Source organism: Shewanella sp. MTB7 (assembly GCF_027571385.1).
Lineage (GTDB): Bacteria > Pseudomonadota > Gammaproteobacteria > Enterobacterales > Shewanellaceae > Shewanella.
In genome coordinates this window covers 962,960-988,348 of sequence record NZ_CP085636.1, presented here as the reverse complement: position 1 = coordinate 988,348, position 25,389 = coordinate 962,960, and the positions used below count along the sequence as shown (strand labels likewise).

The 25,389-nt window shown below is 43.4% G+C and carries 16 protein-coding genes; 10 read left to right on the top strand and 6 right to left on the bottom strand.

Features of this window, described 5'->3' with window-relative positions; translation table 11 throughout:
• The first annotated feature begins 522 nt into the window (after window positions 1-522).
• The 3 genes from HWQ47_RS04010 to HWQ47_RS04000 all read left to right on the top strand — a co-directional run bounded on the left by HWQ47_RS04010 (window position 523) and on the right by HWQ47_RS04000 (window position 5,597).
• A complete protein-coding gene (locus HWQ47_RS04010; RefSeq protein ID WP_269969901.1) occupies window positions 523-2,274 on the top strand; it encodes a lipoxygenase family protein in 1,752 nt (583 codons plus the stop codon).
• 1,605 nt (window positions 2,275-3,879) lie between these two features.
• On the top strand, window positions 3,880-4,896 hold the full coding sequence (locus tag HWQ47_RS04005; protein ID WP_269967860.1) for an IS110 family transposase: 1,017 nt from the start codon (window positions 3,880-3,882) through the stop codon (window positions 4,894-4,896).
• A gap of 563 nt (window positions 4,897-5,459) precedes the next feature.
• Window positions 5,460-5,597, top strand: a complete 138-nt coding sequence (locus HWQ47_RS04000; protein ID WP_269969900.1) for a hypothetical protein — start codon at window positions 5,460-5,462, stop codon at window positions 5,595-5,597.
• A gap of 179 nt (window positions 5,598-5,776) precedes the next feature.
• Here the strand turns inward: HWQ47_RS04000 and HWQ47_RS03995 are convergent, their stop codons facing one another.
• Complete coding sequence (locus HWQ47_RS03995; protein ID WP_269969899.1) at window positions 5,777-6,124, bottom strand: DUF3622 domain-containing protein; 348 nt, start codon at window positions 6,122-6,124, stop codon at window positions 5,777-5,779.
• 148 nt (window positions 6,125-6,272) lie between these two features.
• Window positions 6,273-6,476 carry a DUF3565 domain-containing protein gene (locus HWQ47_RS03990; protein WP_269969898.1) on the bottom strand — a complete coding sequence of 68 codons (204 nt, stop codon included), beginning with the start codon at window positions 6,474-6,476 and terminating at the stop codon, window positions 6,273-6,275.
• Window positions 6,477-6,782: 306 nt separating this feature from the next.
• On the opposite strand from HWQ47_RS03990, the gene HWQ47_RS03985 reads away from it, so the two are divergent.
• Window positions 6,783-8,255 (top strand): DEAD/DEAH box helicase, encoded by a 1,473-nt coding sequence (locus HWQ47_RS03985; RefSeq protein ID WP_269969897.1) that lies wholly within the window; start codon window positions 6,783-6,785, stop codon window positions 8,253-8,255.
• A gap of 93 nt (window positions 8,256-8,348) precedes the next feature.
• On the opposite strand, the gene HWQ47_RS03980 is transcribed toward HWQ47_RS03985, so the two are convergent.
• The 4 genes from HWQ47_RS03980 to HWQ47_RS03965 form a co-directional block, all read right to left on the bottom strand.
• Complete coding sequence (locus tag HWQ47_RS03980) at window positions 8,349-11,201, bottom strand: TonB-dependent receptor plug domain-containing protein (protein ID WP_269969896.1); 2,853 nt, start codon at window positions 11,199-11,201, stop codon at window positions 8,349-8,351.
• A 94-nt stretch (window positions 11,202-11,295) separates the two neighbouring features.
• Window positions 11,296-12,375, bottom strand: a complete 1,080-nt coding sequence (locus HWQ47_RS03975) for a FecR family protein (protein ID WP_269969895.1) — start codon at window positions 12,373-12,375, stop codon at window positions 11,296-11,298.
• Window positions 12,372-12,986, bottom strand: a complete 615-nt coding sequence (locus HWQ47_RS03970; RefSeq protein ID WP_269969894.1) for an RNA polymerase sigma factor — start codon at window positions 12,984-12,986, stop codon at window positions 12,372-12,374. Before HWQ47_RS03970 ends, HWQ47_RS03975 begins: the two co-directional genes overlap by 4 nt.
• A 195-nt stretch (window positions 12,987-13,181) precedes the next feature.
• The gene (locus HWQ47_RS03965; protein WP_269969893.1) at window positions 13,182-14,564 is read right to left on the bottom strand and encodes a Na+/H+ antiporter NhaC family protein; all 1,383 of its coding nucleotides are present in this window, start codon (window positions 14,562-14,564) and stop codon (window positions 13,182-13,184) included.
• A 577-nt stretch (window positions 14,565-15,141) separates the two neighbouring features.
• On the opposite strand from HWQ47_RS03965, the gene HWQ47_RS03960 reads away from it, so the two are divergent.
• The 6 genes from HWQ47_RS03960 to napA all read left to right on the top strand — a co-directional run bounded on the left by HWQ47_RS03960 (window position 15,142) and on the right by napA (window position 25,371).
• Window positions 15,142-16,989, top strand: coding sequence for a sensor domain-containing diguanylate cyclase (locus tag HWQ47_RS03960; RefSeq protein ID WP_269969892.1), 1,848 nt, complete (start codon window positions 15,142-15,144; stop codon window positions 16,987-16,989).
• 483 nt (window positions 16,990-17,472) lie between these two features.
• Entirely contained in the window at window positions 17,473-18,189 is a 717-nt protein-coding gene (locus HWQ47_RS03955; RefSeq protein ID WP_269969891.1) for an ABC transporter ATP-binding protein, read from the top strand.
• Between the two features lie 36 nt (window positions 18,190-18,225).
• Window positions 18,226-20,736 (top strand): ABC transporter permease, encoded by a 2,511-nt coding sequence (locus HWQ47_RS03950; protein WP_269969890.1) that lies wholly within the window; start codon window positions 18,226-18,228, stop codon window positions 20,734-20,736.
• Window positions 20,736-21,911, top strand: a complete 1,176-nt coding sequence (locus HWQ47_RS03945) for a lipocalin-like domain-containing protein (protein ID WP_269969889.1) — start codon at window positions 20,736-20,738, stop codon at window positions 21,909-21,911. The genes HWQ47_RS03950 and HWQ47_RS03945 overlap by 1 nt, the downstream gene beginning before the upstream one ends.
• A gap of 644 nt (window positions 21,912-22,555) precedes the next feature.
• Entirely contained in the window at window positions 22,556-22,810 is a 255-nt protein-coding gene (locus HWQ47_RS03940) for a chaperone NapD (RefSeq protein WP_269969888.1), read from the top strand.
• A gap of 80 nt (window positions 22,811-22,890) precedes the next feature.
• Entirely contained in the window at window positions 22,891-25,371 is a 2,481-nt protein-coding gene (gene napA / locus HWQ47_RS03935; protein ID WP_269969887.1) for a nitrate reductase catalytic subunit NapA, read from the top strand.
• Window positions 25,372-25,389 lie beyond the last annotated feature (18 nt).

The following is a 25,389-nucleotide window of genomic DNA, read 5'->3' as shown; positions in this document are numbered from 1 at the left end:
GCAGGAGATACGAGGCAAGCAAATATGGTCATATTTTCAGCTGAATCATTGAAAGCTTGAAGCTGCCAATGTCAGACTTTGCTTCCAGCGACAGTGAATCCAATCGCTCATTTGCAATGTGCTAAGTACTAGCAAGTCACAATTCACTGTCACAGGAGAGCTGTGGTTTGATTTGCTCTCCATATCTGAATACGTCTAAATGAATTACGAGATCTTCCTACACAAGTATTTTTTCAAGCTCGGTATCAAATGTTCTACCACTCATCTCCCATGCTTGACCACCAATGAAACCGCATATCCACACCTCCTCCTATAGCGCTAACACTTACCTTTGGTCACATCAACACTTGCTTAGATTGTGCGTATCTATGGGTCAGGTGTAATAAGCGGTAATAACAGGATCAGACTCTATGTCCTAGTGTATTTGTTGCTAAATCGAAAGCATCATCACGACTTCAGATTAATCAGCGGCAGTCAGCTGAGGTCGATATTTCATCGTTTGTTATTAAGGACAATATCATCATGCTTACATCATTTAAGATCCCTAAAAGCGTCACACTTCCTTCATTGCCGCAAAAGGATACCGTAGAAGAGCAAGCCGAACGTCGTGCCGAACTCGGCGAGGTTAAAGAGCGTTACCTTACCAGCAATATCAACTCCCTAGGGCTGCCACTATTGAAAACGCCTCTCCCCGAAGAGGAGCATTTCAGCGATTTATACAAGGTCATGCGGGCGGTAGCGACGCTTCCTATGATAAAAAATAGTGCCAAAGTTAAACCCCCACTACTAGAAACCTTCGTGCATTTTGCAGGCTTAGCTGATTATAAAAGTATGTATATTGATCTACCTCTACCCGAAGTCACTAAGAATTGGTTAACAGATGAGAGCTTTGGCGAGCAACGCCTGTCAGGGGTTAACCCAGGGATCATTGCCAGTGTCGAAAGCAAGCAGGATCTTCCCAACAACCTAGATTTGGACCAACTGACTCTGGTGTTGGATAGCCACATAGATCTCGATAAACTCATTAGTGACGAGAGATTATATGTCGTCGACTTAACGACTTACCTCGATGGTATAGCAGAAGGAAAAGTCCCCACCAAAGCCCCTCTGCCAGGTGTTGCTAAATATCTTCCCAAAACTATCGGCTTATTCTACTGGGAGAAAGATGGGGCTAAATTAAAAAATTCCATGGGAAAATCTGGCCGTCTGTTACCACTGGCGATTCAAGTAGACCTTGATGACAGTCAGGTAAAAATATTCACGCCGCAGAGTCCCGATCTATTATGGACAATTGCTAAAATCTGCTTTTCCATTGCCGATGCCAACGTCCATGAAATGTCGACTCACTTAGGCCGTTCCCATTTCGCTCAGGAAGCGTTTGGTGCGATAACACCTGCACAGTTATCCAGTCAACATCCCATATACTTGCTATTAAAACCTCATTTGAGATTTCTGGCGGTTAACAATCAAGCGGGCGTCGATTTGCTCGTGAACGAGGGAGGGCCGGTAGACTTGCTCTTAGCCGCAACGCTTGAAGGATCATTATCGATAAGTAAAACAGCTGCGCAGGCTTGGTCAGTCATGCAGACGTTCCCTCAATCCCTTAAAGCCAGACGGGTCGACTCCAAAAAGTACCTCCCTCATTACCCATATCGAGATGACGGTAACTTGATCTGGGATGCGATTGCTAATTATGTCGATGAGTACATCAAGATATATTATTTATCAGAGCAGGACGTACAAGATGATTATGAATTACAGGCATGGGCAGCCACATTGGCAGATACAAGCCCTGATGGCGGTCATATCAAAGATATGCCGACACAGATCAGCAGCACTTCACAATTAGCACAGATACTTTCTGTCATTATTTTTCAAAACAGCGCAGGGCATAGTGCGATTAACTTCCCTCAATATCCTTATATTGGTTTTAGCCCCAATATGCCTCTTGCTGGTTACAGTAATCATCGTAAATTTTTGGCTAAAGAGGGGACGACACCACAAGAGCAGCACAAGTTTATGATGGACTTCCTGCCACCTAAAGGCCTAGCCTCTGGACAGATCGATATTACCAATGCACTTTCTGCATATCACTTTGATTCACTAGGAGATTATACTAATGAATTCACGGATCCCTTAGCCAAACATGCGCTATATCGCTTCACTCAAGTACTCACAGCGATTGAACAAAAAATCGAAGTAAGAAACAGGCAGCGAGTCGTACCATATAAGTATCTACTGCCTAGTGAGATTTTAAATAGCGCCAGTATTTAGCAGGGATCTAGAAGCGAGTTATAGCAGAAGACTGTAGAATAAAGACAAGGTTAGCATGACGGCTAAGCTTGTCTTTCTTTGCAGCTTGAGAAAGACCCTTCCGCCAGAATAATTACTAGAAATGAATCGAGCCAGCCATTGTTAATCACGATATATAGCTCATCGCATTATTGATAAATAACCTTCGCCTAAAGGTTAAGCCGTATGTCGTTTCTTCTATTAATATTGTTTAGAAATAACAAAGAATTATAAACATCGCTAAATGTTACTCTGACCCAATTACTTCGTGCAGCACTAACACGGAAATACCCCAAAACTTGCTAGCCTTCGAATGAATACTGATTACATTTTCTGGTTTGGTTCATTTGAGTTTTTGGTATTGACTAGCTTGTTGAAGGTTGTACCTTCATTATCATATATTGCCTGCCGCAGGCTTACGTGTAGGTACTTCTGCGAAACGCCGCAAGCACATCCGTGTGGGCTCTACCAAAACATCCTTGTTTTGGAAGCTCGCAGCTGCATCTACACCTGTTTATCTATCTCTTCGATTTGGTTTTACTTGGTAGCATTTTGTAAAACGTTTCTGCCCCAAAACTTGCTAGCCTTCAAATGAAGACTGATTACATTTTCTGTTTTGGCTCATTTGATATTCGGTTGTGATGTTGTACTTTGTTTTGCACTTCTCCGTGAGATCTGTGTCCTCCGTGGTGAATAGTCTTTGTTTGGATTGTTTAGCTAAAAGACAAAAGCTTGTTCTCACCACGGTGAATATGGCGAAGCCATAAGCTTATGAACGAGATACAGGGACTGTAGAACTGGCTGTTAAACAGGGAGGTTATTGTGCTGCGCTTCACGGAGTACACAGAGGTAAAGATGGAGGTAAATCTACGTTGAACAGAGTTACATTTTTTGATTTAGCTTTTGACTGAGTTAGTATTGGAGTTAATCTTTTTTGCCGTCATCCTGAACTAGTTTCAGGATCCAGCTTGTTAGTCTTCGAATGAAGGTGGTTACATTCTCTTGTTTAGCTTCTAGCTTAATTTGGTGTTGGGTGTGTTGTTGAATCTTGTATCTACATTGCTGATTATCGCCTCCAGCGAGGTATGTGCAGACACTTCTGCGAGACGCTGTGAAGCCATCCCTGGCCGCTTTACGGTTTCATCCCTGAAACCGAAACTCGCAGCCGTATCTACACCTGTTTATAAGTCTCTTCGATTTGGCTTTACTTGTTAGGATTCGAAACTGATTTTTGCCCCAAAACTTGCTAGCCTTCGAATGAATACTGATTACATTTTCTGGTTTGGTTCATTTGAATTTTTGGTATTGGGTGAGTTTTTGAAGGTCTGCCCTTCATTGTGATCTATCGCTTGCAGCGTGCTTACGTGCAAGTAATCTCTCGGTACGCTGTAAACCCATCCATGGGCGCTCTACGATTTCATCCTTGAAATCGAAGTTCTCGAGCTCACTTACACCTGTTCATAAGCCTCTTCGATTTGGCTTTGTCAGTGACCTAAGATTTAAGTTACTGACTCGTTAATAAGATGGTACGCCCCAACCTAGTGTTAAACTCCAGTTTGTCTGGTTAACAAATAAGAGGTGATCATCATGTCTAACTTTCGCGTTATAGGGATTGATTTAGGTAAAAGCACATTTCATCTTATTGCTCATGACTATGCCGGGAGGGAAGTGCTTCGTAAGAAATTAACCAGACCGAGGCTGATTCAATTTTTATCCATTCAAGAGCCAACCATCATTGCAATGGAAGCCTGTGGTGGCTGCCATTGGCTTGCTAGAAAATGTGAGTCATATGGTCATCAAGTTAAATTGATCCCCGCTCAATATGTAAAACCTTACGTTAAAACTCACAAAAATGACTTCATTGATGCAGATGCCATTGCTGAAGCGGCAATGAGGCCCAGCATGAGATTCACATCACCAAAAAGTGAAACCGCACAAGTCGCCACTGTCATTCGTCGTATACGTTCGGGCTACATCAAAGAAAGAACTGCCAGCATGAATAGAATTGGCTCTATGTTGCTTGAGTTTGGTATGAGCTTTCCTAGAGGCCATGCCCATATGAAAAAGCTGTTCCAATGGCTAGCAGATAAAGGTGAACCGATCCCTTTAACATTGATGGTCGAGTTGCAGGAGTTACATGAATACTACAAACATCTGAACGAATTAATAAAAAAACAAGATAAGAAATTGCAGTTGTTACTTAATGAAAACCCATTAATGCAGTTACTACAGTCAATACCTGGTGTAGGGCCAATGACAGCTGCTTGTTGCTTATCAAATGTAGGGAACGCATCAGATTTTAAGAATGGCCGAAATTTTGCTGCTTGGATTGGTCTGGTTCCGTTTCAATACTCCACAGGGGGAAAGACAAGAATGCTTGGCATTTCTAAACGGGGTAATAAAGAACTGCGAGAATTGTTTGTTGATGCCGCACGAGTCATTGTGTCAAGGCCTGAGACATCTGAACGGTATTTTGGTCATTGGTTAACAGAGTTAAGAATGAGGAAACCGTTCAATGTTGCGGTTGTCGCATTAGCAAATAAATTAGCGCGTATAGCTTGGTCAGTAATGACAAGCCAGAAAGCGTTTGAGTTAAGAGTTTAAATCGAGTTACTACCGAGTTTGCAGATGATAAAAATAGATGACAAAACGGTTAGACCACCAGATTGAAGACCTGATGGACAGAACAGCAATTAATATGCTTTCTCGTTTTTGAGGACAATCTGGCGCGGATCTCATCGTAGAGCTGGGACTAATGAAGGTCTCAATAGACTCTGAATACATTAGCGCAAACCAACTCCTGTTATCTTGCTTTATTATTTGCAATAACGGGGCGTACCATACATTCTGTCCAGAAATGAGTAATAACGACAAAGCCTAATTCGAAGAGATAAACACTCAGGTGTAGATGCGATGACATGGATGTCATCGTAGAGACTACAGGGATTGTACTTGCGTCGTCTCACTGAAGTATCTGCACATCGGCCTGCTGCAAGCAATTAACTGGATTAAAGTAATGGCTTGCTGTCAGCTAACTAAATACCAATCTCGCCCAATGAAACCAACCACAAAGATATTTGAAACTTGCTATCAAGCAAGTCAGCAAGCTTTTGTCCTGAAACGTTCTACAACCACAAACCTTACATCGAAGAGATAAACAATTAGGTGTGAATGCGGCTGTGACCTTCCGTGACATGGATGTCACGGCAGAGCCCACAGGGATTGTGCTTGCGGCGTGTCGCAGAAGTGTTTACACATTAAGCGAGCCGCAGACTATAGATATCAAGAAAGCCATGCTTACCTAAAATCAATCAAACAACAAACAGCCCAATGAAACCAACACAAAAGATATTTGAAACTTGCTATCAGGCAAGTTTATAACGATTTTGTGTTTCCCAAACACAAAAAAGGCCGGTAAGCGTTTGCTCAACCGGCCTTCTATTATACTAATGTTAAACGATAAACTAGGTTACAGAATGGCTAATTACTTAGCTTCATCAGACTCGTAATCATCATCATTAGAGTAATCTTTGCTATCGCCATCGGCGATATCGCGAGCTTCACGCCATACATCAGCTGCTAGATCTTTAGCTGCTGTAGCTTCAGTACGAACTTCACGTTGCTTAGCTTTACGCTCATTGCGCTCTACCAACTTGTCGAGGAAAGATTTAAGCTCTTTCTCGCCCCAAGTAGTAGCTTCAGCTTCTGTTGCAAAGCCCGTTTTTCTTTTCGAAACGATCGTCTTTCTCGCTGTCATACGACGGGTAATTTCAGCGGCCCATACGTCCTTGTCCTGAACGATGCGAAAGTCGAATTTCTTAGTTTGTGTCATGTTACATATTTCCTACAGATAAAGTCTCATCGCTAACCTATATCGGTAAGCGTTAAGTAAACAGTTGTTGCTATCTTTATCCCCTAACGTTTAATCGTTCTAAGGGATAAAAGTAAATAATGTTGGCTTGGCGTATTACCAGATATAACTAAGTGTCTTTCGGCTCACCAAGATCACATTTTTTGCAATCAAGGAGATATCCAAGCATAGACGCTCTGCCTTTTTCTGTTATCACCCATGGCCTGACGACCCAAGGAGGCGTATGCCTAACATGCTGGTTATGCCCGCATGTGAGTTTAGCAACCCATTGATAACCATCATCTTTAAGGTAGCTTGCAATGGCTTGTTTCATAACATTTAAAGACCGATGACGAAAATATCGCCGCGTTGATAACCAGATCCTGAACGCCAAAGCGGGAGAGTAACACGTACAGAGTTTAAACAAAATGATTTAACGTCATTTCAGCTACTAGTGATTATGCTCAACTCAAGCAGAGCTAAGCATAAAGACCTTAGTAAATGAAAGCTCGCCTACAAAGTAAAGCAGCCTACATTTGCTTAATAATTAGCTCTTTTTGCCAGCATCCTGTAAGATACACGCCCGCCAGAGTCACTGGCACCCTGAATTCTGCTGTTTTATGCACCGAGAGACCAATCTATGAGTTTTACCTCCCTGGGGTTATCTGCCCCAATATTAAAAGCTGTTGCCTTAAAAGGTTACGATACACCTTCGCCAATTCAAGCTCAGGCTATTCCGGCCGTGCTCGAAGGCAAGGATGTGATGGCCGCAGCTCAAACTGGTACAGGTAAAACAGCAGGCTTTACCCTGCCTCTTTTAGAGCTTTTAAGTAAAGGGCAACGAGCACAGGCTAAGCAAGTTCGAGCTCTGGTATTAACACCGACTCGTGAGTTAGCAGCCCAAGTTGCTGAGAGCGTAGAAACTTATGGTAAGTTTTTACCCCTTAACTCGGCTGTGATCTTCGGCGGTGTAGGTATCGGTCCACAAATATCCAAGTTAGGTAAAGGTGTCGACATATTGGTCGCAACACCAGGGCGTTTACTCGACCTGTATAACCAACGCGCCGTCAACTTCAGCCAACTTGAAGTCCTTATTCTCGATGAAGCCGACCGTATGTTAGATATGGGCTTTATTCATGACATTAAAAAAATTCTTAAGGTATTACCCGCTAAGCGTCAGAACTTAATGTTCTCAGCAACCTTCTCTGATGATATCCGTAAGTTAGCTAAAGGCTTAGTCAACAACCCAGTTGAGATATCGGTTACACCGCGTAATGCCACAGCGAAAACTGTTGAGCAGTATATCTACCCGGTTGATCAGAATCAGAAGACCGCAGCACTGATACACTTGATCAAGCAAAATGAGTGGAAGCAAGTATTAGTCTTTAGCCGTACCAAACATGGCGCCAACCGTATCGCTAAAAACTTAGAAGCGAGTGGACTCACCGCTGCAGCCATTCACGGTAACAAGAGCCAAGGAGCGCGTACTAAAGCACTCGCTAACTTCAAAAGTGGTGAAGTTCGCGTGTTAGTTGCAACTGATATCGCAGCTCGCGGTATTGATATTGATCAACTGCCAAACGTAGTCAACTTCGATCTACCGAACGTGCCTGAGGATTATGTTCATCGCATCGGTCGTACCGGTCGTGCTGGTGCTAACGGTCAGGCAGTTTCTCTGGTCAGCGGTGATGAAACTAAACTGCTTAGAGATATCGAGCGTTTAATTAAGCAAAATATTCCTCGTAAAGAGATTGAGGGTTTTGTGCCAACTAAAGTCTTGCCTGAAAATGATCTCGATAGCAGTAGACATGGTCAAAACCGTGGTCCACGAAATGCTAATGGCAGAGGCAATGGCCGTAATGGTAATAGTCAGCCTCGTGGCAATAGTGGTGCACGTAATGACTCTGGCAGCAACTCTGACAGACGTCCACGCAGAAACACTGAAACCAAGACAGAGCATAAAGATGGTCAACGTAGTGGTGATACCGCTCGAGGTCATCAGCCTAATGACAGTAATTCTAGTCATAGCCGCTCACGCAGGCCTTCAAGCCAGGCCTCATCAAGCTCACCGGCGTCAAAACCAACATCAAATAGCAGTATTTGGGGCAAGTAAACGCACTTGGTATTAGTTTTAGCCATTAAAAAAACCTAGCGATTGCTAGGTTTTTTATTGGATGTACTAAATAATTAAACCAACATTACTAGACTAGAAACTGTACTCAGCTCCGGCATAGAAATAAGCACCATTAAAGCCAAAAGGTGCAGAGCGGCGTGAGTAGGTAAACACCCCAGGACTGTTGACGATTTCATTGCCATCACCATCAACAATAACGCCAGTTCTTGAGTTACCAATCTCATTTTCATCAGGGTAAACATCAAAAATGTTATTACCGCCAACATTGAATGATAAGTTATCGGTCAGATGATAATTAATTCTCAGATCGGTTAAGATTTCTGCCCCATAGGTTTGGCTATCACCATCGGTCACCGTGTATTCACCATAACGATTAAACGCTAAGTTCACGCTAAAATCACCCACTGTGTATAATCCATTAAGGTTAATGCGATCCTCTGGCTGCCAATCTTCAATAATTGAGATATCCTGCTCAGAAAAAATGTCTTCCGGTGGGATCCCATCCAACGCACTGTTAGGTGGAGTAAAAATATCTGTCACTTCTGTTTTAGTAAAATTAGCCGCAAAAGTTAATTTCAGATCACCGCTTAATACTTCTGTATTCCAAGTAGCAATGATATCCACACCTCTTGTCTCAGTGTCTGCACCGTTTAAGAAGAACTGACCCGCTCCAGCACCGGCTGCAGTAAGTGCATTATCTAACTGATTGTTAAGGCCATAACCCAATTTATTACTGATAACAATGCGATCATCGATATCAATAGCGTAATAATCCACCGTTAAATTAATGCCAGAATCAAAGTCGAACACAGCTCCAACACTGAAGTTAGTCGACTCCTCTTCTTTTAGTTCAGGAATACCGATCGATTTTGCTAGCTCACTGTCGTTTCTAAAAGTACCAATCTGCACGGCAATTTGATCACCTGTAGGATCGGCAGGGTTAGTAATAAACTGCGTACTAATATTGTTGAAATACAGTTGCTGCATGGATGGAGCTCTAAAACCCGTACTCGCAGCACTTCGAAGTGAAATATCATCAGTGATTGACCAGTTTGCCGCTATCTTAAAGTTAGTACTGTCACCGAAGCCATCATAATTGTCATAACGTGCCGCACCACTCACCAGCAAATCATCAGTAATATCAGCCTCTAACTCAGCATAAAATGAGATAACATCACGGGACTCATCAACTGCAGAAACTGGACCAATGCCCCCAAAACCTTGAGTACCAGCACTGCGATCCGTGGCATACAAACTCACACCTGACTCGGTGTCATAATCTCGATAAGAATACTCTTCCCCAGGATTTACACGGTATTCATCAGTCCTTATTTCTGCTCCCATGGCCAGACCAAACAGATCAAACTGTTGGGTATAATCCAAATTGATGGTTTGCAATGAAAGCTCTAATCCATAAGCAAAACCTTCACGAGGCACGGAAGATCTAATTTCATCAGCCGTCATGGTAGAGGTATAAAGTAGTGAGTTTGCGTAAGATGAGTTAATCGTGTCACTGGTTGTATAGTCAATTTTATTACGACCATAGGTGTATGACAGATCTAACGTTGCATCATTATCAAACTCGGTGTTGTAACCAAAGTTATATGATACATCACTGATCTTGGAGTTGATTTTAGGCAGGAAGCCCGCAGGTATCGTCGCATCACCATCTTGTAAAGGAGCGTTACCACCATTGTTATTGTTGTGGCGGAAGAAAGCGGCTGACTCGTTGTCACGATGTGAGTAGGTGATAAAGCCATACAGTTCACCTTCATCAAGCTCAAACCCCGTATTAACCACAACACCAATCTGCTCAGATTTTGCATCACCAATTCGAAACGTATTTCTACTCGCTGTGAGCTCACGAGGATCACCCGCTAATTTTGCGCCATTTCCTGCATCGGTGCACCCAGAGAACTGGCAAGAACCATGAAGTCCGGCTCTATTAGTCGACCCACGATCCCTAAAATTAAACGTTGCATCTAAAAATCCATCATCCCCTAATGCAAATCCCTTGGTGATATCAATATTGGTGGTTTCACCATCACCTTCTGAATACTCTCCATAGGAAACACCGATCTTACCGCCATCATCGGCATCTTTTAACACAATGTTAATCACACCTGCGATAGCATCTGATCCATATTGAGCAGCAGCGCCATCACGCAATACTTCAATACGCTTAATTGCAGCCACTGGGATCGCATTCATGTCGGTACCCGCAGTGCCTCTACCAACGGATGTATTGATGTGGATAAGGCTCGCTTGGTGACGTCGCTTGCCGTTAATCAATACTAAGGTTTGATCAGGGCCTAGACCACGCAGTGTTGCCGGGCGTAATGCATCCGTACCGTCACTGATTGCTGAACTTGAAAAGTTAAATGAAGGGGCGATAGCTTGTAGCATGCGTCCGACTTCAGTTTGACCCGTATTAGCCAAGTCCTCAGCTGTCAGAATATCGACAGGAACAGGCAACTCATTTGAGCTTCGACCGGGAACACGACTGCCGATCACCGAGATTGATTCAATTTCATCCTCAAGTTGTGCTGCATCTTCAGCTTGTGCAACCGGAGTTGTTGTCCCTATCACCAGAGGAATTAGCGCTGCAATTGTTGTTTTTTTCATTATTGTATTTATCCTATCCTGTTCATCAGCTTGAATGCTCAATAGACCAGAGAGATTAACAACAGCGATTAATCCAGTACCATTTAGTAATTTTTTTAAACCGGAAGTAACTGAGTAATAACCTTTTAAATTATTTGATTCATGCTTTTTAGTTAAATCAAACGGAAAAACTATCGTTTGATTAGACCGTTTAGCAAACTCAATAATGGCTTTATCAGCTCGTTGTTTATCAATATCAAAGCGAATCAAATTATCGGCTAACGCATACGGAGTAAAAAATAACACCGTACAGCTCAGCATCAGGCAGCATGTTTGTATTATCGTAATTTGCTTCGGACAAACCAATGTTTGCCATCTACGCAGTATTAATAAACAGTTCAGAAAGAAAAATCCTCTATGGTACTTTTAAATTTTTTTTAACCTTTGCGTCAGTAGCAGCCGTTAAATGGATAACGTTGTCACTATCTTTAACAAAAACAATGCTAAAGTTACTGTTTAACGAAGCCAATAACCCATCCACATCGCCCGCTTTAAAATACCCAGCCACTTTCAACTGCGATAACTCAGGATCGACAATATCAAACTTGGCTGATGTGTAACGGCTCACATCATCTAATGCTTGCGACAAGGGCTCCCCCTCAAAAATAAGCATGCCTTGCTGCCAAGCCAGGTCTCGTTGCATTTGGTCTAACGGCAAAGTTTCGATGGCTAGATTACTGTTTTCAGCAATCACCACCTTCTCACCTGTTGATACTAATAGGCCTGGTAAGCTTGCTTTCGACGCACTCTTCAACGATTGGGTGATTTGTTCAATACTCTTGTCTGCTGAAGTGACCAACACTCTGCCGTGAGTAACCACTAACTCCATCTCAAATTCACTATTTTTCTGTACATTGAAAATAGTGCCTAATGCAGTAACTGATTGTTTACCAACAGTAACGCTAAATGGCCTCAACTTATCTTTAGCCACATCAAATTTAGCCTCCCCTCTCACAAGGGTAAGTTGACGATAGTTTGATGAATATTTTACTTCGACAACACTGTTTGTATTTAATAAAACTCGAGTACCATCTGGCATCGAAAAGGTGGTTTGCTGACCTATAGGGGTTGTTAACGTCTGTACATAGTCTTGGGATTCTCCCTGAATAAATTGGGACAACGGACTATCAAAAATCCAGTTCCCACCAATAAAGCTGAGCAACAGAAAACTTGCAGCAATTGCAAGGAATCGCCATTTTGATTTAGCATTAGATTGTTCAAGAGGAAAAAGTACACTCAACTCATTTAGGACGCTTAAATCATCCCAATATGAGGCCATATCAAACAAAGCATCTTGATTAGCCTTATTTTCGCCTACCCATTTTGACAATGACTCTATTTCAGTATCAGACAAGCCTCTATCGATACGACTAATCCACAAAGAGGCTTGCTCTTGGAGGTATTCCTTACTGTAAAACTGCTTGATTGTACTCATCTGCTGATAAACTCTTTTACATTAGACTGATCATTTTGATTGCTTGATGATCTATCTAATGAAGCGGCAACACGACCAGATGAATCACATTGAGTACTATGAGCACTCATTTTTTCCATATATTGTACGCTGTTAAATAAGCCCTTCGCGACATGCTTTTCGACTGTGCTTTCGCTAATATTAAGAAATTTTGCAATTTCACTTTGACTTAAACCATACACCTTTTTCAAGATAAAACACTTTCGAACAGAACCAGAAAGCTGATCCGTAGCGCGGCAAAAAAACAAAAAACGCTCTTTGCTTTCAAATTCAGATTCAAATGATGTAGAGATAAGTTCAATAGGTGTTTCAACAAATTCTTCAATAGAGTGATTGAATTTATAGGCCGACTTAGCAACATGATTCAATGCCAAATGTTTTGCTGTTTTAAGCATATAGCTACGAACATACTTAATTTCTTGCTTTAGCTCTGCTTCATAACTGCGAACAAAAGTGTCTTGCACAATATCATCGATATCGTCAGGTCTAACAATTTGACCAATGACTCGCTTTAGTTTATTCGAGTAATTGATAAAAATATCTGACACATTTGATCTGTTTTTAGCAACCACCAAAGAAGTACCTTTGAAACACTGTTAAGACACGAATTTAACCATAACTTAACATAGATTTCATTAAACCCCTCTAATTTAGCTTATTGAGATTATAAGACGGTAATCACCAAGCACTATAATCTTCATAAAAAAAGCAGAGCCTGCGCTCTGCTTTATCAAAAAAGTCTTAATCTAAGTTCCCACTAAACACCTTTATGCCAAGAAAAGAAAACCGACAAAAGCCACGCCAGCTGCGATTAAGGCATAGGGGAGCTGTGTCACAGCATGACTGATCAAATTACAGTCTGAACCTTGAGCCGCCAATACCGTGGAGTCTGAATAGAAACACGCCTGACTACCAAAAGAGGAAGCTGACAATAGAGCGCCAATGACCAAGGGAATATTAGCATCTACTGACTGTGCCAATGGCATTACAATAGGAATTGAAACGGCAAAAATCCCCCAACTTGACCCCGTTGCAAAAGCCAATATTGACATACTTAGGAACACGACAGCAGGCAGAAGTTCTGGTGTCATAAAGGGGCTAAGACTATCGATAACATACTGAGGTAGCATCAGCTTATCGCAGACATCTTTAAAGATAAATGCCGCGATCACCGTCCCAATAGCGGGAAGCATGTTTTTAAAACCATCGATCATCTGCTCCATCATCTCAGACAGAGGCATCAACTTTTGCAGACCGTAGTAAGGCAAGGTTATTGCCAAGGTTGCGACTAACCCTTTTAATACATCAATATCGAAATAGACGGTAAACCCGACGAGCAGGATAATAGGTACAAAAAAGTTATGCAGTTTGCCTTGATCATCGGCGTGTTTAAATTCATCTTCAATCGCTTTAACAGCGTATTCGTCAGAAGTTTGTACTTCATCCCGATCCATCTGTTTTAAAGCGGGTTCACCTTGAGAAGCCGCTAGTTGCGCTTTCTTCATAGGACCAAAGGCTGGCACTATCCCTAAGATCACTAATAACACCATAGCAACGGCTAACCAGGCATACAGCATATATGGAATAGCCTGCATGTAGACAGCAATGCCCTGCCCTTCAGCAGCAACGCCGTTATCAACCAACAGTCCGCCGAAAAACACAGCCCAAGTCGATAGCGGTACAAGTACACAGATAGGTGCTGCAGTAGAATCCACCACATAAGCCAACATCTCTCGTGAGACCTTAAACTTATCGGTCACACGTTTCATGGTTGAACCAACCGTCAAGGCATTCAAGTAATCATCGATAAAGATCACAACACCTAAAACAAAGGTCATAAACAGTGAAGACTTAGGGCCTTTAGCCAACTTCAATGCATGACGGCCAAATGCCATCGACCCACCAGTTTTCACCAATAAAGCGATCAAGGCACCGAAGCCACCACAGACTAGAATAAGCCAGCCAATAGTCTCGTCACTCATCACTGAAAGGGATATATCGGTAAAGTTAGTGAGTAAGTTGGCGGGATCGAGCATAACGAGTCCCACTAAAGCACCAATAATTAACGAAAGGATTGGGCGGCGTAGCACGATTGCTAACACCAGGACCACCACAGGTGGAATAAGACTTAATGCTGTCGGTTCAGACATGCGCTAAGGTCCTTTTAATAGAGCCAAAATGGCAAATTAATCACAAGACTTAGAATGAGCGCCATGCCCCTTCTAAACTTATCGCTGCTTTATTCTAGAATCCCCCCGATCGAAAAAGCAATTTATTCCATCAGGTTAAAACATCGCGCGAGAAAATAATCCCGATTAGCCTTTGAGTCAAGAATAAATATTCATTTACCTAGATTTTTTATTCCAGCTCTTAACATTAGAGTTCAACATACACAAAAACAATGACTGGATAACACTAATCAGATTGAATCTACAACTAAATACCAACGTGAGCCTTCAACGATAACGCCAAATATTGGCTAATAGTAAATTGTTTTCCTCTAGTCTAAAGCTAACAACTCAAATCAAAGCAATCACCCACCATAGACCAAAAAGTCACGATAAACAACTGGATAACCACAGTAAACCAACTTGAATAACGGGCCAGAGCAAGCGTGAGCAATTAAAACATCCGACTAGATTAATATCCCCGTCTATACTTTAGTACCTATCTCATCGCTTAACTTTTTGAGTACTCACAGCAAAGCATTAAAAAGGTTAACCATTAATGACTGAATCTAGTATCTTTCATGTTGGACGTCGCCAATCAGACCAACTCAGAATAAAAGAGTTGAGTCACTATCTATCGGTCATAGAGGAGAGTGAATCGTCATTAAAATCTCTGGTAACTTTGTTGGCGCAGCTTTGTGATGTTCCCTTCAGTGGCGTCAGTGTTATTGACAGCGATAAAGTATGGATCAAAGTTCATTACGGTATTGACGCCAATTACCTAGCTAGAGAAGGCACATTTTGTACAGAAGCAATAGAGTCCACTCTACCTTTGTTTGTGGTAGAAAATGCTGCCATAGATAAACGTTTCATGAATAACCCCTTGGTTGTTAATGACCCTAAGATTCGCTTTTATGCCGCAGCACCATTTCATGGTGAACATGGTTTTGCTATCGGTACCTTATGGGTAATGGATACCAAACCGATAGAAATAACTGACAAGATGGCTTTGGTCATAAAATGTTTGAGCGCATACCTAGCTCAAGCACTGGAGACACAATATAAATGTGAAATCACCCAACTCTCGAATAAACAGTGCTTTCAACGACAATTACAGGGCTTGATGAATAATAAAAGTGAGCAATTTTCCGTCGGAACAATTCATATCCAAAGATTACGACATATCTGTAAAATCTATGGTCCTGAGTTTCGAAATGAGCTAATTGCCACTATTGGGCGCAGATTTAATAGTTGGGCCCAGAGTGATCAATTGGTGTCTCACTTTGGCCATGGTAATTTTGCCTTTTCTTTAATGGGAGAACAAGATCAACAAAGTATCGAGAACTTATTGGGGTTATTAGTTGCACCGATAACCCTATCAGGTATCACCACAACTGTTACCGTTAATGCTGGCATTGCCTGTACTCAAGCAAATGAAGCCAGTGCAGCTGCACTTATTGGCATGGCGGAATTAGCTTCAGTTGAAAAGAAAAGCTTAGGCATTTCCAACATCCACTATCAAGAAAAGGGTTGTAACAATCAGCTGTCTATTGATATAAGAGCCTGTATGCACCAAGACGAAGTAGATAACCATCTCACTGCTTTTTACCAGCCTCAAATTAATATGGAAAACGGCTCTTTAATCGGCTTCGAAGCCTTGATGCGTTGGAACAACTCTCGTTATTCAAATACGCCTGTTTGGCAAGTATTAGACATAGTCGAATCAATGGGAATGATCCCAGCATTGGATCTAGTGATTTTCCGTAAAGTATGTCGAGATATCGCGAGTTGGAAGGCGAATGGATTAACTATTCCTAAGGTATCGACCAATCTGTCTAGAACCACACTACACACAGCTTCCTTGCTAGGTGATCTACAAAAGGCACTTGATGAACACGGACTCGATTGCACTGATGTTGAACTGGAGATCACCGAAGGTGGTTTCTCCCTAGATGAAAAATTATTTTCAACACATATCTCACACCTCAAAGAGGCTGGGTTCAAAATAGCCATTGATGACTTTGGCACTGGAATGTCCAATATCGCCACGATTAAAGATATCGACTGTAATCTGCTTAAGGTCGATAGGCAATTTGTTCATGGAGTATCAATTAACCCACATATCGCCGCTTTACTCAGATTGATCAAAGGAACTGCTGATTTATTAGGTATCCCACTGTTAGTCGAAGGGGTGGAAACCCAGAATGATTTGAACTGGTTAACCAATGAGAACATAAATTTGATCCAAGGTTGGTATTTTTCCAAGGCGATTCCTCCAATGTTGGTACCGACTTTGTTACAAAAAATTGCAACCATGACTGATAACTCTAAGACTACATATACCAACCAAGCACAACATCTACGCTGTATTCTGGCGACAATAACCGCCGGCCAGACACTTCGCTAACCCCTTTATCTAGAGCTTTAATCTAGTCTATCTGCTCCGATTTTATACCTTCTGTCATGACAGTCTAAAAGCGAGTTGTAACACAGGAGCTGTTACTGAGGATGCTAGAGCACCGAAGCAATTAATAACCTTGCATCAAAAGCACACATTCTCGTAGAGCAATCACATACTGATACTAATTGGTATTAGCTCCCTCTTTATTCTCCCCCTATTAATCAGTATGATTTATCTCTTCAATATCTTGAATTTCACGCTGTTTATCTACTGAGAAGGTACAATACACGCAATGGGTATCAGTAAAGCAATACTTAATTGCTCATATCTCTGAGTGTAAGCTCACTTGTCATCGCAGTGTGTGGTATTCCAGATTATGATGTTTCAAGTCTCGCTGCTCCAGACAAGCTTGTCCCTCTCAACTTTTTACCAGTACTGGCAGGTGACTATTCAAACTAGAAGCCAAATTGAACAAGGAATGAAGCTGGAATGACCACAACCGAACACTTAGTTCAGCTAACTGGGATCACCAAGACTTTTATCGATGGTGGCCAACGTCACACAGTGCTGGACACCCTTGATCTTATTGTACCAAAGGGACAAACCATAGCGTTAACGGGAGCCAGTGGAAGTGGTAAAAGTACCCTACTTAATCTTATAGCAGGATTTGAGCCAGCTGACTTTGGCTCAGCTTCAAACTCAAATTCTAACCATCACAAAAGTAGCGGCACACTCACGCTACTTGGTCAGGATACGACTCATTGGCAAGACAAGGATTGGAGTCGATTCAGACAAAAATCCCTTGGCGTTGTATTTCAGCAGTTTAACCTGCTCACGCCGCTCAACGTCAAAGACAACATTGCCTTTCCTCTTAGGCTCAATGGCCAAGATTGGAATCCTTGGTGCGAACATTTAGCCGATGCATTAGGACTAAGTCAGCTGTTGAATCGCCATATGGAGAGCCTCTCCGGCGGACAGCAACAGCGAGTCGCTATCGCCCGAGCCTTAGCCCATAAACCACCACTGATTTTAGCCGATGAACCTACAGGTAACTTAGATCAAACAGCCAGTTTGGAAGTGATGGGACTCTTGTGTGAACTGGCAGGAGAACATCAAACGTCGATCCTGATGGTAACCCACAGTTTAGAGTGCGCTGACTTTATGCAGCGAAGATGGCATCTAAATAATGGCAAAATCCATGAATAAGGCCAGTAACAGCACCAAACCCGAGGCCACTTGTCTATGACCAGTTTTTGGCTCAGCTTACAGCTATTTCTAGCACATTACCGTCAAGCACCACTACAGGCAGGGGCCATCAGTATCGGCATCATATTAGCCGTCATGCTGCTAACTGGGGTACGAGCGACTAATGAGAATGCGATTCAAAGCTACAGCTCGGCCACCGAACTCTTAAGCCTGCAAGCCAAGTGGAACATCATCCCCAGTCTTGGCAAGAAACACTTGGATGAGTCAGTCTATTTTGATCTCCGTGCAGCCGGATTTAATCGCAGTTTGCCTGTGATTGAAGGCGTGGCCACCAGCCCAGATGGCAGACGCTGGCGAATACAGGGGAGCGATCTAATCGCAGCGCTGACGTCACTGACAGTCAGCAGTGATACCAGTTCAAACGACAATAGCAAACAATCAGCGCTGCTCTCGACCTCTATTCCTCTGGGGGAGATATTATCCGGCGCCCCTATCGTTATGATGAGTCAGTCGATGGCTGAGCAGTTCGGTAAAGAGGCTACGTTTTCACTCTCAGGTGTTGAGCTTAAAATAGTCTCCCTTGATGACAACAGCAAGCTGGGATCCAGCATCCTGATGGATATATCTTTGGCACAAAAGATACTCAAACAGAGAGGACAGCTAAGCTACATTGCCCTCTTCAATGATATCTCGACGCAAAAGCCACAACTCGAGGGCTTGCTCAGCCAACGTGGTAGCCTGATTGAAAATGATAATGGCGATAGTCTCACGGCCTTGACCGAGAGCTTCCATCTTAATCTAACCGCCATGAGCCTGCTGGCCTTCGTGGTGGGTTTGTTTATCGCCTATAACGGCGTACGTTACAGTTTACTGAAACGCCAAAGATTACTGACCCAACTTCAGCAACTAGGTGTCGATAAAGCCGCTTTGATGTCAGCGCTATTTACCGAGCTGCTGATGTTAGTCATCTTAGGTTCTGTGATCGGATTTATCTTAGGCTTGCAGTTAAGTCACTGGCTGCAACCTATGGTGTCAGTCACTTTAGAACAGCTCTATGGCGCTAAAATTTTACCGGGGAACTGGCAGTGGTCTTGGTTGTTTCAGGCCTTTGGTCTTACCCTATTTGCCGCCATAGCGGCTTGTGGTTCACTGTTATTGCAGCTCATTCGACAACCGCTATCGGGTAATTCCAATCATTTCAGTCAAATAAACAGTACAGTCAAGACTCAAAAACATCAGTTAGTTGCAGCATTAACTTTAGCGACTATCGCTTGCGTACTGCTGCCATTAAGTCAAGATTATCGCTACAGCATGGCATTGATGGGCTTGGTGATCATCGCCATTCCTCTGGCTCTTCCCTGGTCTCTGTCCATGATGGTTGAACGACTGCTTAAACTGTTGAGTAAACTGCAACATCAGATTGGATTCAAAGGTTTACTGCATTATCAGATTGCCGAAACTAAGGAGCTTATCGCTCCCCTTTCACTGGCCATGATGGCTATGTTACTGGCTCTCACAGCTAATATCTCAATGAATACCTTAGTCGGCAGTTTCGAAAGTACGCTTAAGCAGTGGCTTGAATCACGGTTACATGCCGAGCTCTATATCAAACCAGCCTCAGAGCAGATGCTGGAGATTGAGGCCTTCTTAGCCGAGCGCAGTGATGTCGATGCCATCTACAAACAGTGGAATCTTAAGAGCCAGCACCAACAGCTACCAATTAAGCTGGTGACCCGTGATGAAGTGTCCCTCAAAGAGACCTCGGTGCTAAAATCCTCCGTCAATGATCTGTGGCCTGAATTAATGGCGGGGAAACAGGTGATGATAAGTGAACCTTTGGCGATAAAACTTAATATTGAGTTAGGTGACAGTCTAATGCTAGCTGCGATCCCCGATATGCAATTTACCGTTGGTGGGGTGTTTTATGATTACGGTAACCCCTATGGCGAGATCATTATCTCGCCCACGCTCTGGCAATCCCAAGGCTTTCCCAACATCCCTTTGAGTCTAGCAGTGGGCTATAACGGCTCCACGGATAAACTAAAGCAGGCTCTGCAGGATAAGTTTTCAATCCCCGATGCCATGATCTACAGTCAGGAGAAGATAAAACAGCAAGCCATCATGATGTTTAAGAGAACATTCTCTATCACGCAAGTGCTTAACACCTTGACCTTATTGGTCGCAGCGATCGGTCTCTTCAGCGCCTGTTTCATGTTAACTCAGGCTAGAATGGCCCCTATGGCGCGCCTTTACACATTGGGGGTGAATAGAGTTCAATTGACTCAAATGGTGTTCACTCAGATGGCCATTATTGTACTATTGACCTGCTTAATTGCTCTACCTACCGGAGCAATATTAGGTTACCTGTTAATCCATAAGATCACCTTGCAAGCCTTTGGCTGGTCCATTGCCATGGAGTGGGATTGGCTTGCTTATGGCCAAGTAGTTGCTTTAGCGCTCACTGCAAGTTTACTGGCTGTCGCTATGCCCCTGTATCGTCAAACCCGAACCCCGCTTATCTCGAGTTTGCAAAGGGAGGTGTTGTGATGGCGCTATCGACTAAAAAAAGAGCTAATAAAATAAGAGCAATAGGCTTAATTCTACTTTCAATGCTCACTGCCTGTTCAGAGCCGCAAACCTCGAACCAATCTCTCTCTATGGGTAAATTGATGGGTCCCTCTCAAAACAGCGACCAAACAGAGGGTAACGCGACTTACACTCAAGTCGATAGAGACAGAGCCATCATCTTTCCTCAGGATCATTTGGCCCATCCTGACTTTCGGCAGGAGTGGTGGTATCTAACCGCTAATTTGGAAACCGCACAAGGCGAGAAACTCGGCCTGCAGTGGACCCAATTTCGTATTGCACTCTCCCCTGAAAATAGCACTGAAATACCACTCGGTCCCCTTGCAACAGCAAAGGCTTCCGACAGCAAGTGGGTGAGTAAGCAGCTCTATATGACCCATGCAGCAGTCACCACTACGGATAAACATTTCGCCGAGGAGAGGTGGTCCAGGCAGCATCCTCAACTGGCAGATGTATCAACCGACCCACTCACCATCAAAATAGATAACTGGCAATGGACTGGCACCGGTGATACGTTGTTTCCAGCAACTTTGGCAGTGGCTAGCGACCAATTTAGTTATCAGCTAGCACTAGGTTCGAACGCTCCCTATCAACGACAGGGAGAGCAAGGTTATAGCGAGAAAAGCGCTGATGGGTCAGTGGCTTCCCATTACTATAGTCAGCCCTTTATTGACGTCGCAGGTCAGGTCACATTGCAAGGTAAGTTACATCAAGTGACAGGCAAGGCTTGGCTCGATAGAGAGTGGAGTTCACAATTTTTAAATAAGACCCAAGCTGGTTGGGACTGGTTTGCACTTAGGCTAGATGATGGCTCAACCTTGATGTTGTTCCAACTTCGAGGTCAAACAGACACTGACACCCATTTTTACAACGGTAGACGCATGTTTGCTGATGGCTGTGGACGTAACATCGCCTCTAAAGACATCACCATAAAGGCATCTAGCTGGCACAAGATTGACTCGACTCGTTACCCAACCTCATGGCAGATCAGCATCCCCTCAGAGAACATAAACCTTGAGATGGAAGCCCTAAATCCGAATGCAAAAATGCCATTAAGCATTCGCTATTGGGAAGGACCCGTATTGATATCCGGCAGTCACAAAGGCGAAGGATATATGGAATTAACAGGATACTAAATCAAAGTTCTAGGTCCTAGGTTCTGAAATGATACCTAACTTGAATCACCACCAATTAGTTCCACCACCTCTAAATGATAATAACTATCATCTTCAATATGACCAATGACTTGCCTACTAATACCAATCAGTATAAGAAGTTGATCTACTCAGAGTGTTTTTTGGCAAACTAATTCAAGGCGAATGGATGACATAATGGTTGTTCCCTTGTGAGTGCATTCAACGCAGAAATAGGCAGCCAAAAACACTCCTTACAGGCGAGTTTTAGCGGTTCTGATACTGTGTTAACGAGCTTAACCGTAGAATAACTATGCTCTTCACTCGTTGCCTTGCCTCAGGACCGCTAAACTCTCGCTGAGCGATCAAATCTTTATACTGATTGGTATAATAGTTCAAAAATCAATCGCTAAATAAGCTTTTTATCAACTAATCAAACTGTTCATTGCCTAAAAATAATAAAGATCAAAACGTGAAGCCCATCACGCACAAAACATTGATCTTGATCTACTAATGTCATTAATACCTCTTCTTAGGTATACCCACAGTGAATGTAAGGTCTAGACTCAGCTGTAACTTGGTAGGTGGCACTCTTAAAGCTCTTCCCCAATCGCCACCTACCATTTCTTTATATAGGCAGAGTCGAAATGAGTCAGGAATACCATGTCACCAGTTTAGTCGTACATGCGGCTCCCAAAGCAGTCTCATTGGTTGAAGCCAAAATACGTTTACTCGAAGGCGCTGATATTCACGCCGTGACCGATGAAGGAAAATTTGTGATCACCTTAGAGGGGGAAACACAAAGATCTATCTTAGATAACGTCGAAGCAATTAATGCTTTAGAAGGGGTGCTAAATAGCAGCCTGATCTATCACCAAGTGGAGCCGATAGAAGAAGATTAACCCAGTTTGAATACTAGAAATAAAAATAACAAAGAACACCAATAAATTTAAAGCGAGAAAACAAAAGAGTGAGGAACACCATGAGCATTAGCCGTCGCGAGTTTCTGAAAGCCAACGCTGCAGTTGCCGCTGCAACCGCAGTAGGCGTCACTCTGCCAGTGAGAATAGTTGAAGCCGCTGAGCAGAAAGACAACATCAAATGGGACAAAGCACCATGCCGTTTTTGTGGCGTAGGGTGTAGCGTTTTGGTCGGTACCAATAATGGCAAAGTTGTTGCCACTAAAGGCGACCCAGAAAGCCCAGTCAACAAAGGCCTAAATTGTATTAAGGGCTACTTCTTATCAAAAATCATGTACGGAAAGGATCGTCTCACCACGCCACTTTTACGTATGACAGATGGTAAGTACGATAAAGAAGGCGAATTTACTCCAATTAGTTGGGATAGCGCATTTGATATCATGGCTGAAAAGTGGAAGCACACACTTAACACCAAAGGGCCAACCGCTGTTGGTATGTTTGGTTCAGGCCAGTGGACAATTTGGGAAGGCTACGCCGCGTCTAAACTGCACAAAGCAGGTTTCCTCACCAATAACTTAGATCCTAATGCCCGTCACTGTATGGCTTCTGCTGTAGCAGGCTTTATGCGAACCTTCGGCATTGATGAGCCGATGGGCTGTTACGACGACTTAGAAGTAGCTGACCACTTTGTATTGTGGGGCGCCAACATGGCAGAGATGCACCCAATCCTATGGGCTCGCCTGTCTGATCGCCGCTTAAGCAGCCCAACAAGTCGGGTACACGTACTCTCTACTTTTGAAAACCGTAGCTTCGATCTGGCCGACAACCCTATGGTGTTTCGTCCTCAATCGGATCTGGTTATTCTTAACTATATTGCCAACTACATCATTGAAAATGATGCCGTTAACAAAGACTTTGTAAGCAAGCACACTAAGTTTGTTTTAGGCGCCACAGATATTGGTTACGGTTTGCGTCCTGAGCATCCTTTAGAGCAAAAAGCAGCCAATCCAGGCAATGGTAAATCAACGCCGATAAGCTTCGATGAATACGCCAAATTTGTCAGCACTTACACCCTCGAATATGCTGCAGAAATGAGTGGTGTAGAGCCTGAGAAGTTAGAACTGATGGCCAAGGCTTATGCCGACCCATCTATCAAGGTGATGAGTCTGTGGACCATGGGCATCAACCAGCACACTCGTGGTGTTTGGGCCAACAACATGCTCTACAATATTCATTTATTGACGGGCAAGATTGCGACTCCAGGTAACAGTCCGTTCTCGTTAACGGGTCAACCCTCAGCTTGTGGTACTGCGCGTGAAGTGGGCACTTTCTCTCACCGCCTACCTGCCGACATGGTTGTTAATAATCCTAAACACAGAGCTATCACTGAAAAATTATGGCAACTACCTGAAGGCAGCATTCCGCCAAAGCCGGGTTACCACGCCGTACAGCAGAGCCGTATGCTTAAAGATGGCAAGCTGAACTGTTACTGGACCATGTGTACCAACAATGTTCAGGCAGGCCCTAACATCAATGAAGAGATTTTACCGGGATTCCGTAATCCAGAGAACTTCATCGTTGTCTCAGATCCATACCCTACAGTGTCAGCTATGGCTGCCGATCTTATTCTGCCTACTGCAATGTGGGTTGAGAAAGAAGGGGCTTACGGTAATGCCGAGCGTCGTACTCACATGTGGCACCAGCAGGTAAAAGCCCCTAAAGGCGCGATGTCTGATCTATGGCAGTTAGTTGAGTTCTCTAAGCGCTTTAAGGTCTCTGAAGTTTGGCCTGCTGAGTTAATAGCTAAGAAACCTGAGTACGCAGAAAAGACGCTTTATGATGTGCTTTTTGCTAACGGGGTAGTGGATAAATTCCCAAGCTCTGAGTGTAAAGCCGAGCTTAACGATGAAGCTGATGCCTTTGGTTTCTACGTGCAAAAAGGCCTATTTGAAGAGTACGCCCAGTTTGGTCGTGGTCATGCCCATGATCTCGCAGATTTCGACACCTACCATGAAACACGTGGTCTACGCTGGCCTGTGGTTGATGGTAAAGAAACTCTACGTCGTTTCTCTAAAGGCGATCCCTACCTGAAGGCGGGGGAAGAGTTCAATTTCTATGGCAAGCCCGACGGTAAGGCTGTGATATTTGCCCTACCTTATGAGCCTGCGGCAGAGGAGCCAAATGAGGAGTTCGACCTATGGTTATCAACCGGTCGCGTACTTGAACATTGGCACACAGGTTCAATGACAGCCCGTGTACCTGAGCTTTACCGTGCTTACCCTGATGCACAAATATTCCTTCATCCTGAAGATGCCAAGGCCCGTGGCCTTAAGCGTGGAGATGAAGTGATTGTCGCCTCCCCCCGTGGTGAAGTGAAAACCCGTGTTGAAACTAAGGGCCGTAATAAGCCGCCAAGAGGCGTGGCGTTTATGCCATTCTTCGACGCGCGTCAGCTGGTTAACAAGCTGCTACTGGACGCAACTGATCCGCTCTCAAAAGAGACAGATTTCAAGAAGTGCCCAGTCAAAGTGATGAAAGCATAATTTATTAACTCTTTCTTG

Bases quoted from the DNA above. Each gene is read 5' to 3' on its own strand.
- HWQ47_RS04010 (WP_269969901.1), top strand. From the start codon at position 523: ATGCTTACATCATTTAAGATCCCTAAAAGCGTCACACTTCCTTCATTG.
- HWQ47_RS04005 (WP_269967860.1), top strand. From the start codon at position 3,880: ATGTCTAACTTTCGCGTTATAGGGATTGATTTAGGTAAAAGCACATTT.
- HWQ47_RS03995 (WP_269969899.1), bottom strand. From the start codon at position 6,124: ATGACACAAACTAAGAAATTCGACTTTCGCATCGTTCAGGACAAGGAC.
- HWQ47_RS03990 (WP_269969898.1), bottom strand. From the start codon at position 6,476: ATGAAACAAGCCATTGCAAGCTACCTTAAAGATGATGGTTATCAATGG.
- HWQ47_RS03985 (WP_269969897.1), top strand. From the start codon at position 6,783: ATGAGTTTTACCTCCCTGGGGTTATCTGCCCCAATATTAAAAGCTGTT.
- HWQ47_RS03980 (WP_269969896.1), bottom strand. From the start codon at position 11,201: ATGCTGAGCTGTACGGTGTTATTTTTTACTCCGTATGCGTTAGCCGAT.
- HWQ47_RS03975 (WP_269969895.1), bottom strand. From the start codon at position 12,375: ATGAGTACAATCAAGCAGTTTTACAGTAAGGAATACCTCCAAGAGCAA.
- HWQ47_RS03965 (WP_269969893.1), bottom strand. From the start codon at position 14,564: ATGTCTGAACCGACAGCATTAAGTCTTATTCCACCTGTGGTGGTCCTG.
- HWQ47_RS03960 (WP_269969892.1), top strand. From the start codon at position 15,142: ATGACTGAATCTAGTATCTTTCATGTTGGACGTCGCCAATCAGACCAA.
- HWQ47_RS03955 (WP_269969891.1), top strand. From the start codon at position 17,473: ATGACCACAACCGAACACTTAGTTCAGCTAACTGGGATCACCAAGACT.
- HWQ47_RS03950 (WP_269969890.1), top strand. From the start codon at position 18,226: ATGACCAGTTTTTGGCTCAGCTTACAGCTATTTCTAGCACATTACCGT.
- HWQ47_RS03945 (WP_269969889.1), top strand. From the start codon at position 20,736: ATGGCGCTATCGACTAAAAAAAGAGCTAATAAAATAAGAGCAATAGGC.
- HWQ47_RS03940 (WP_269969888.1), top strand. From the start codon at position 22,556: ATGAGTCAGGAATACCATGTCACCAGTTTAGTCGTACATGCGGCTCCC.
- napA (WP_269969887.1), top strand. From the start codon at position 22,891: ATGAGCATTAGCCGTCGCGAGTTTCTGAAAGCCAACGCTGCAGTTGCC.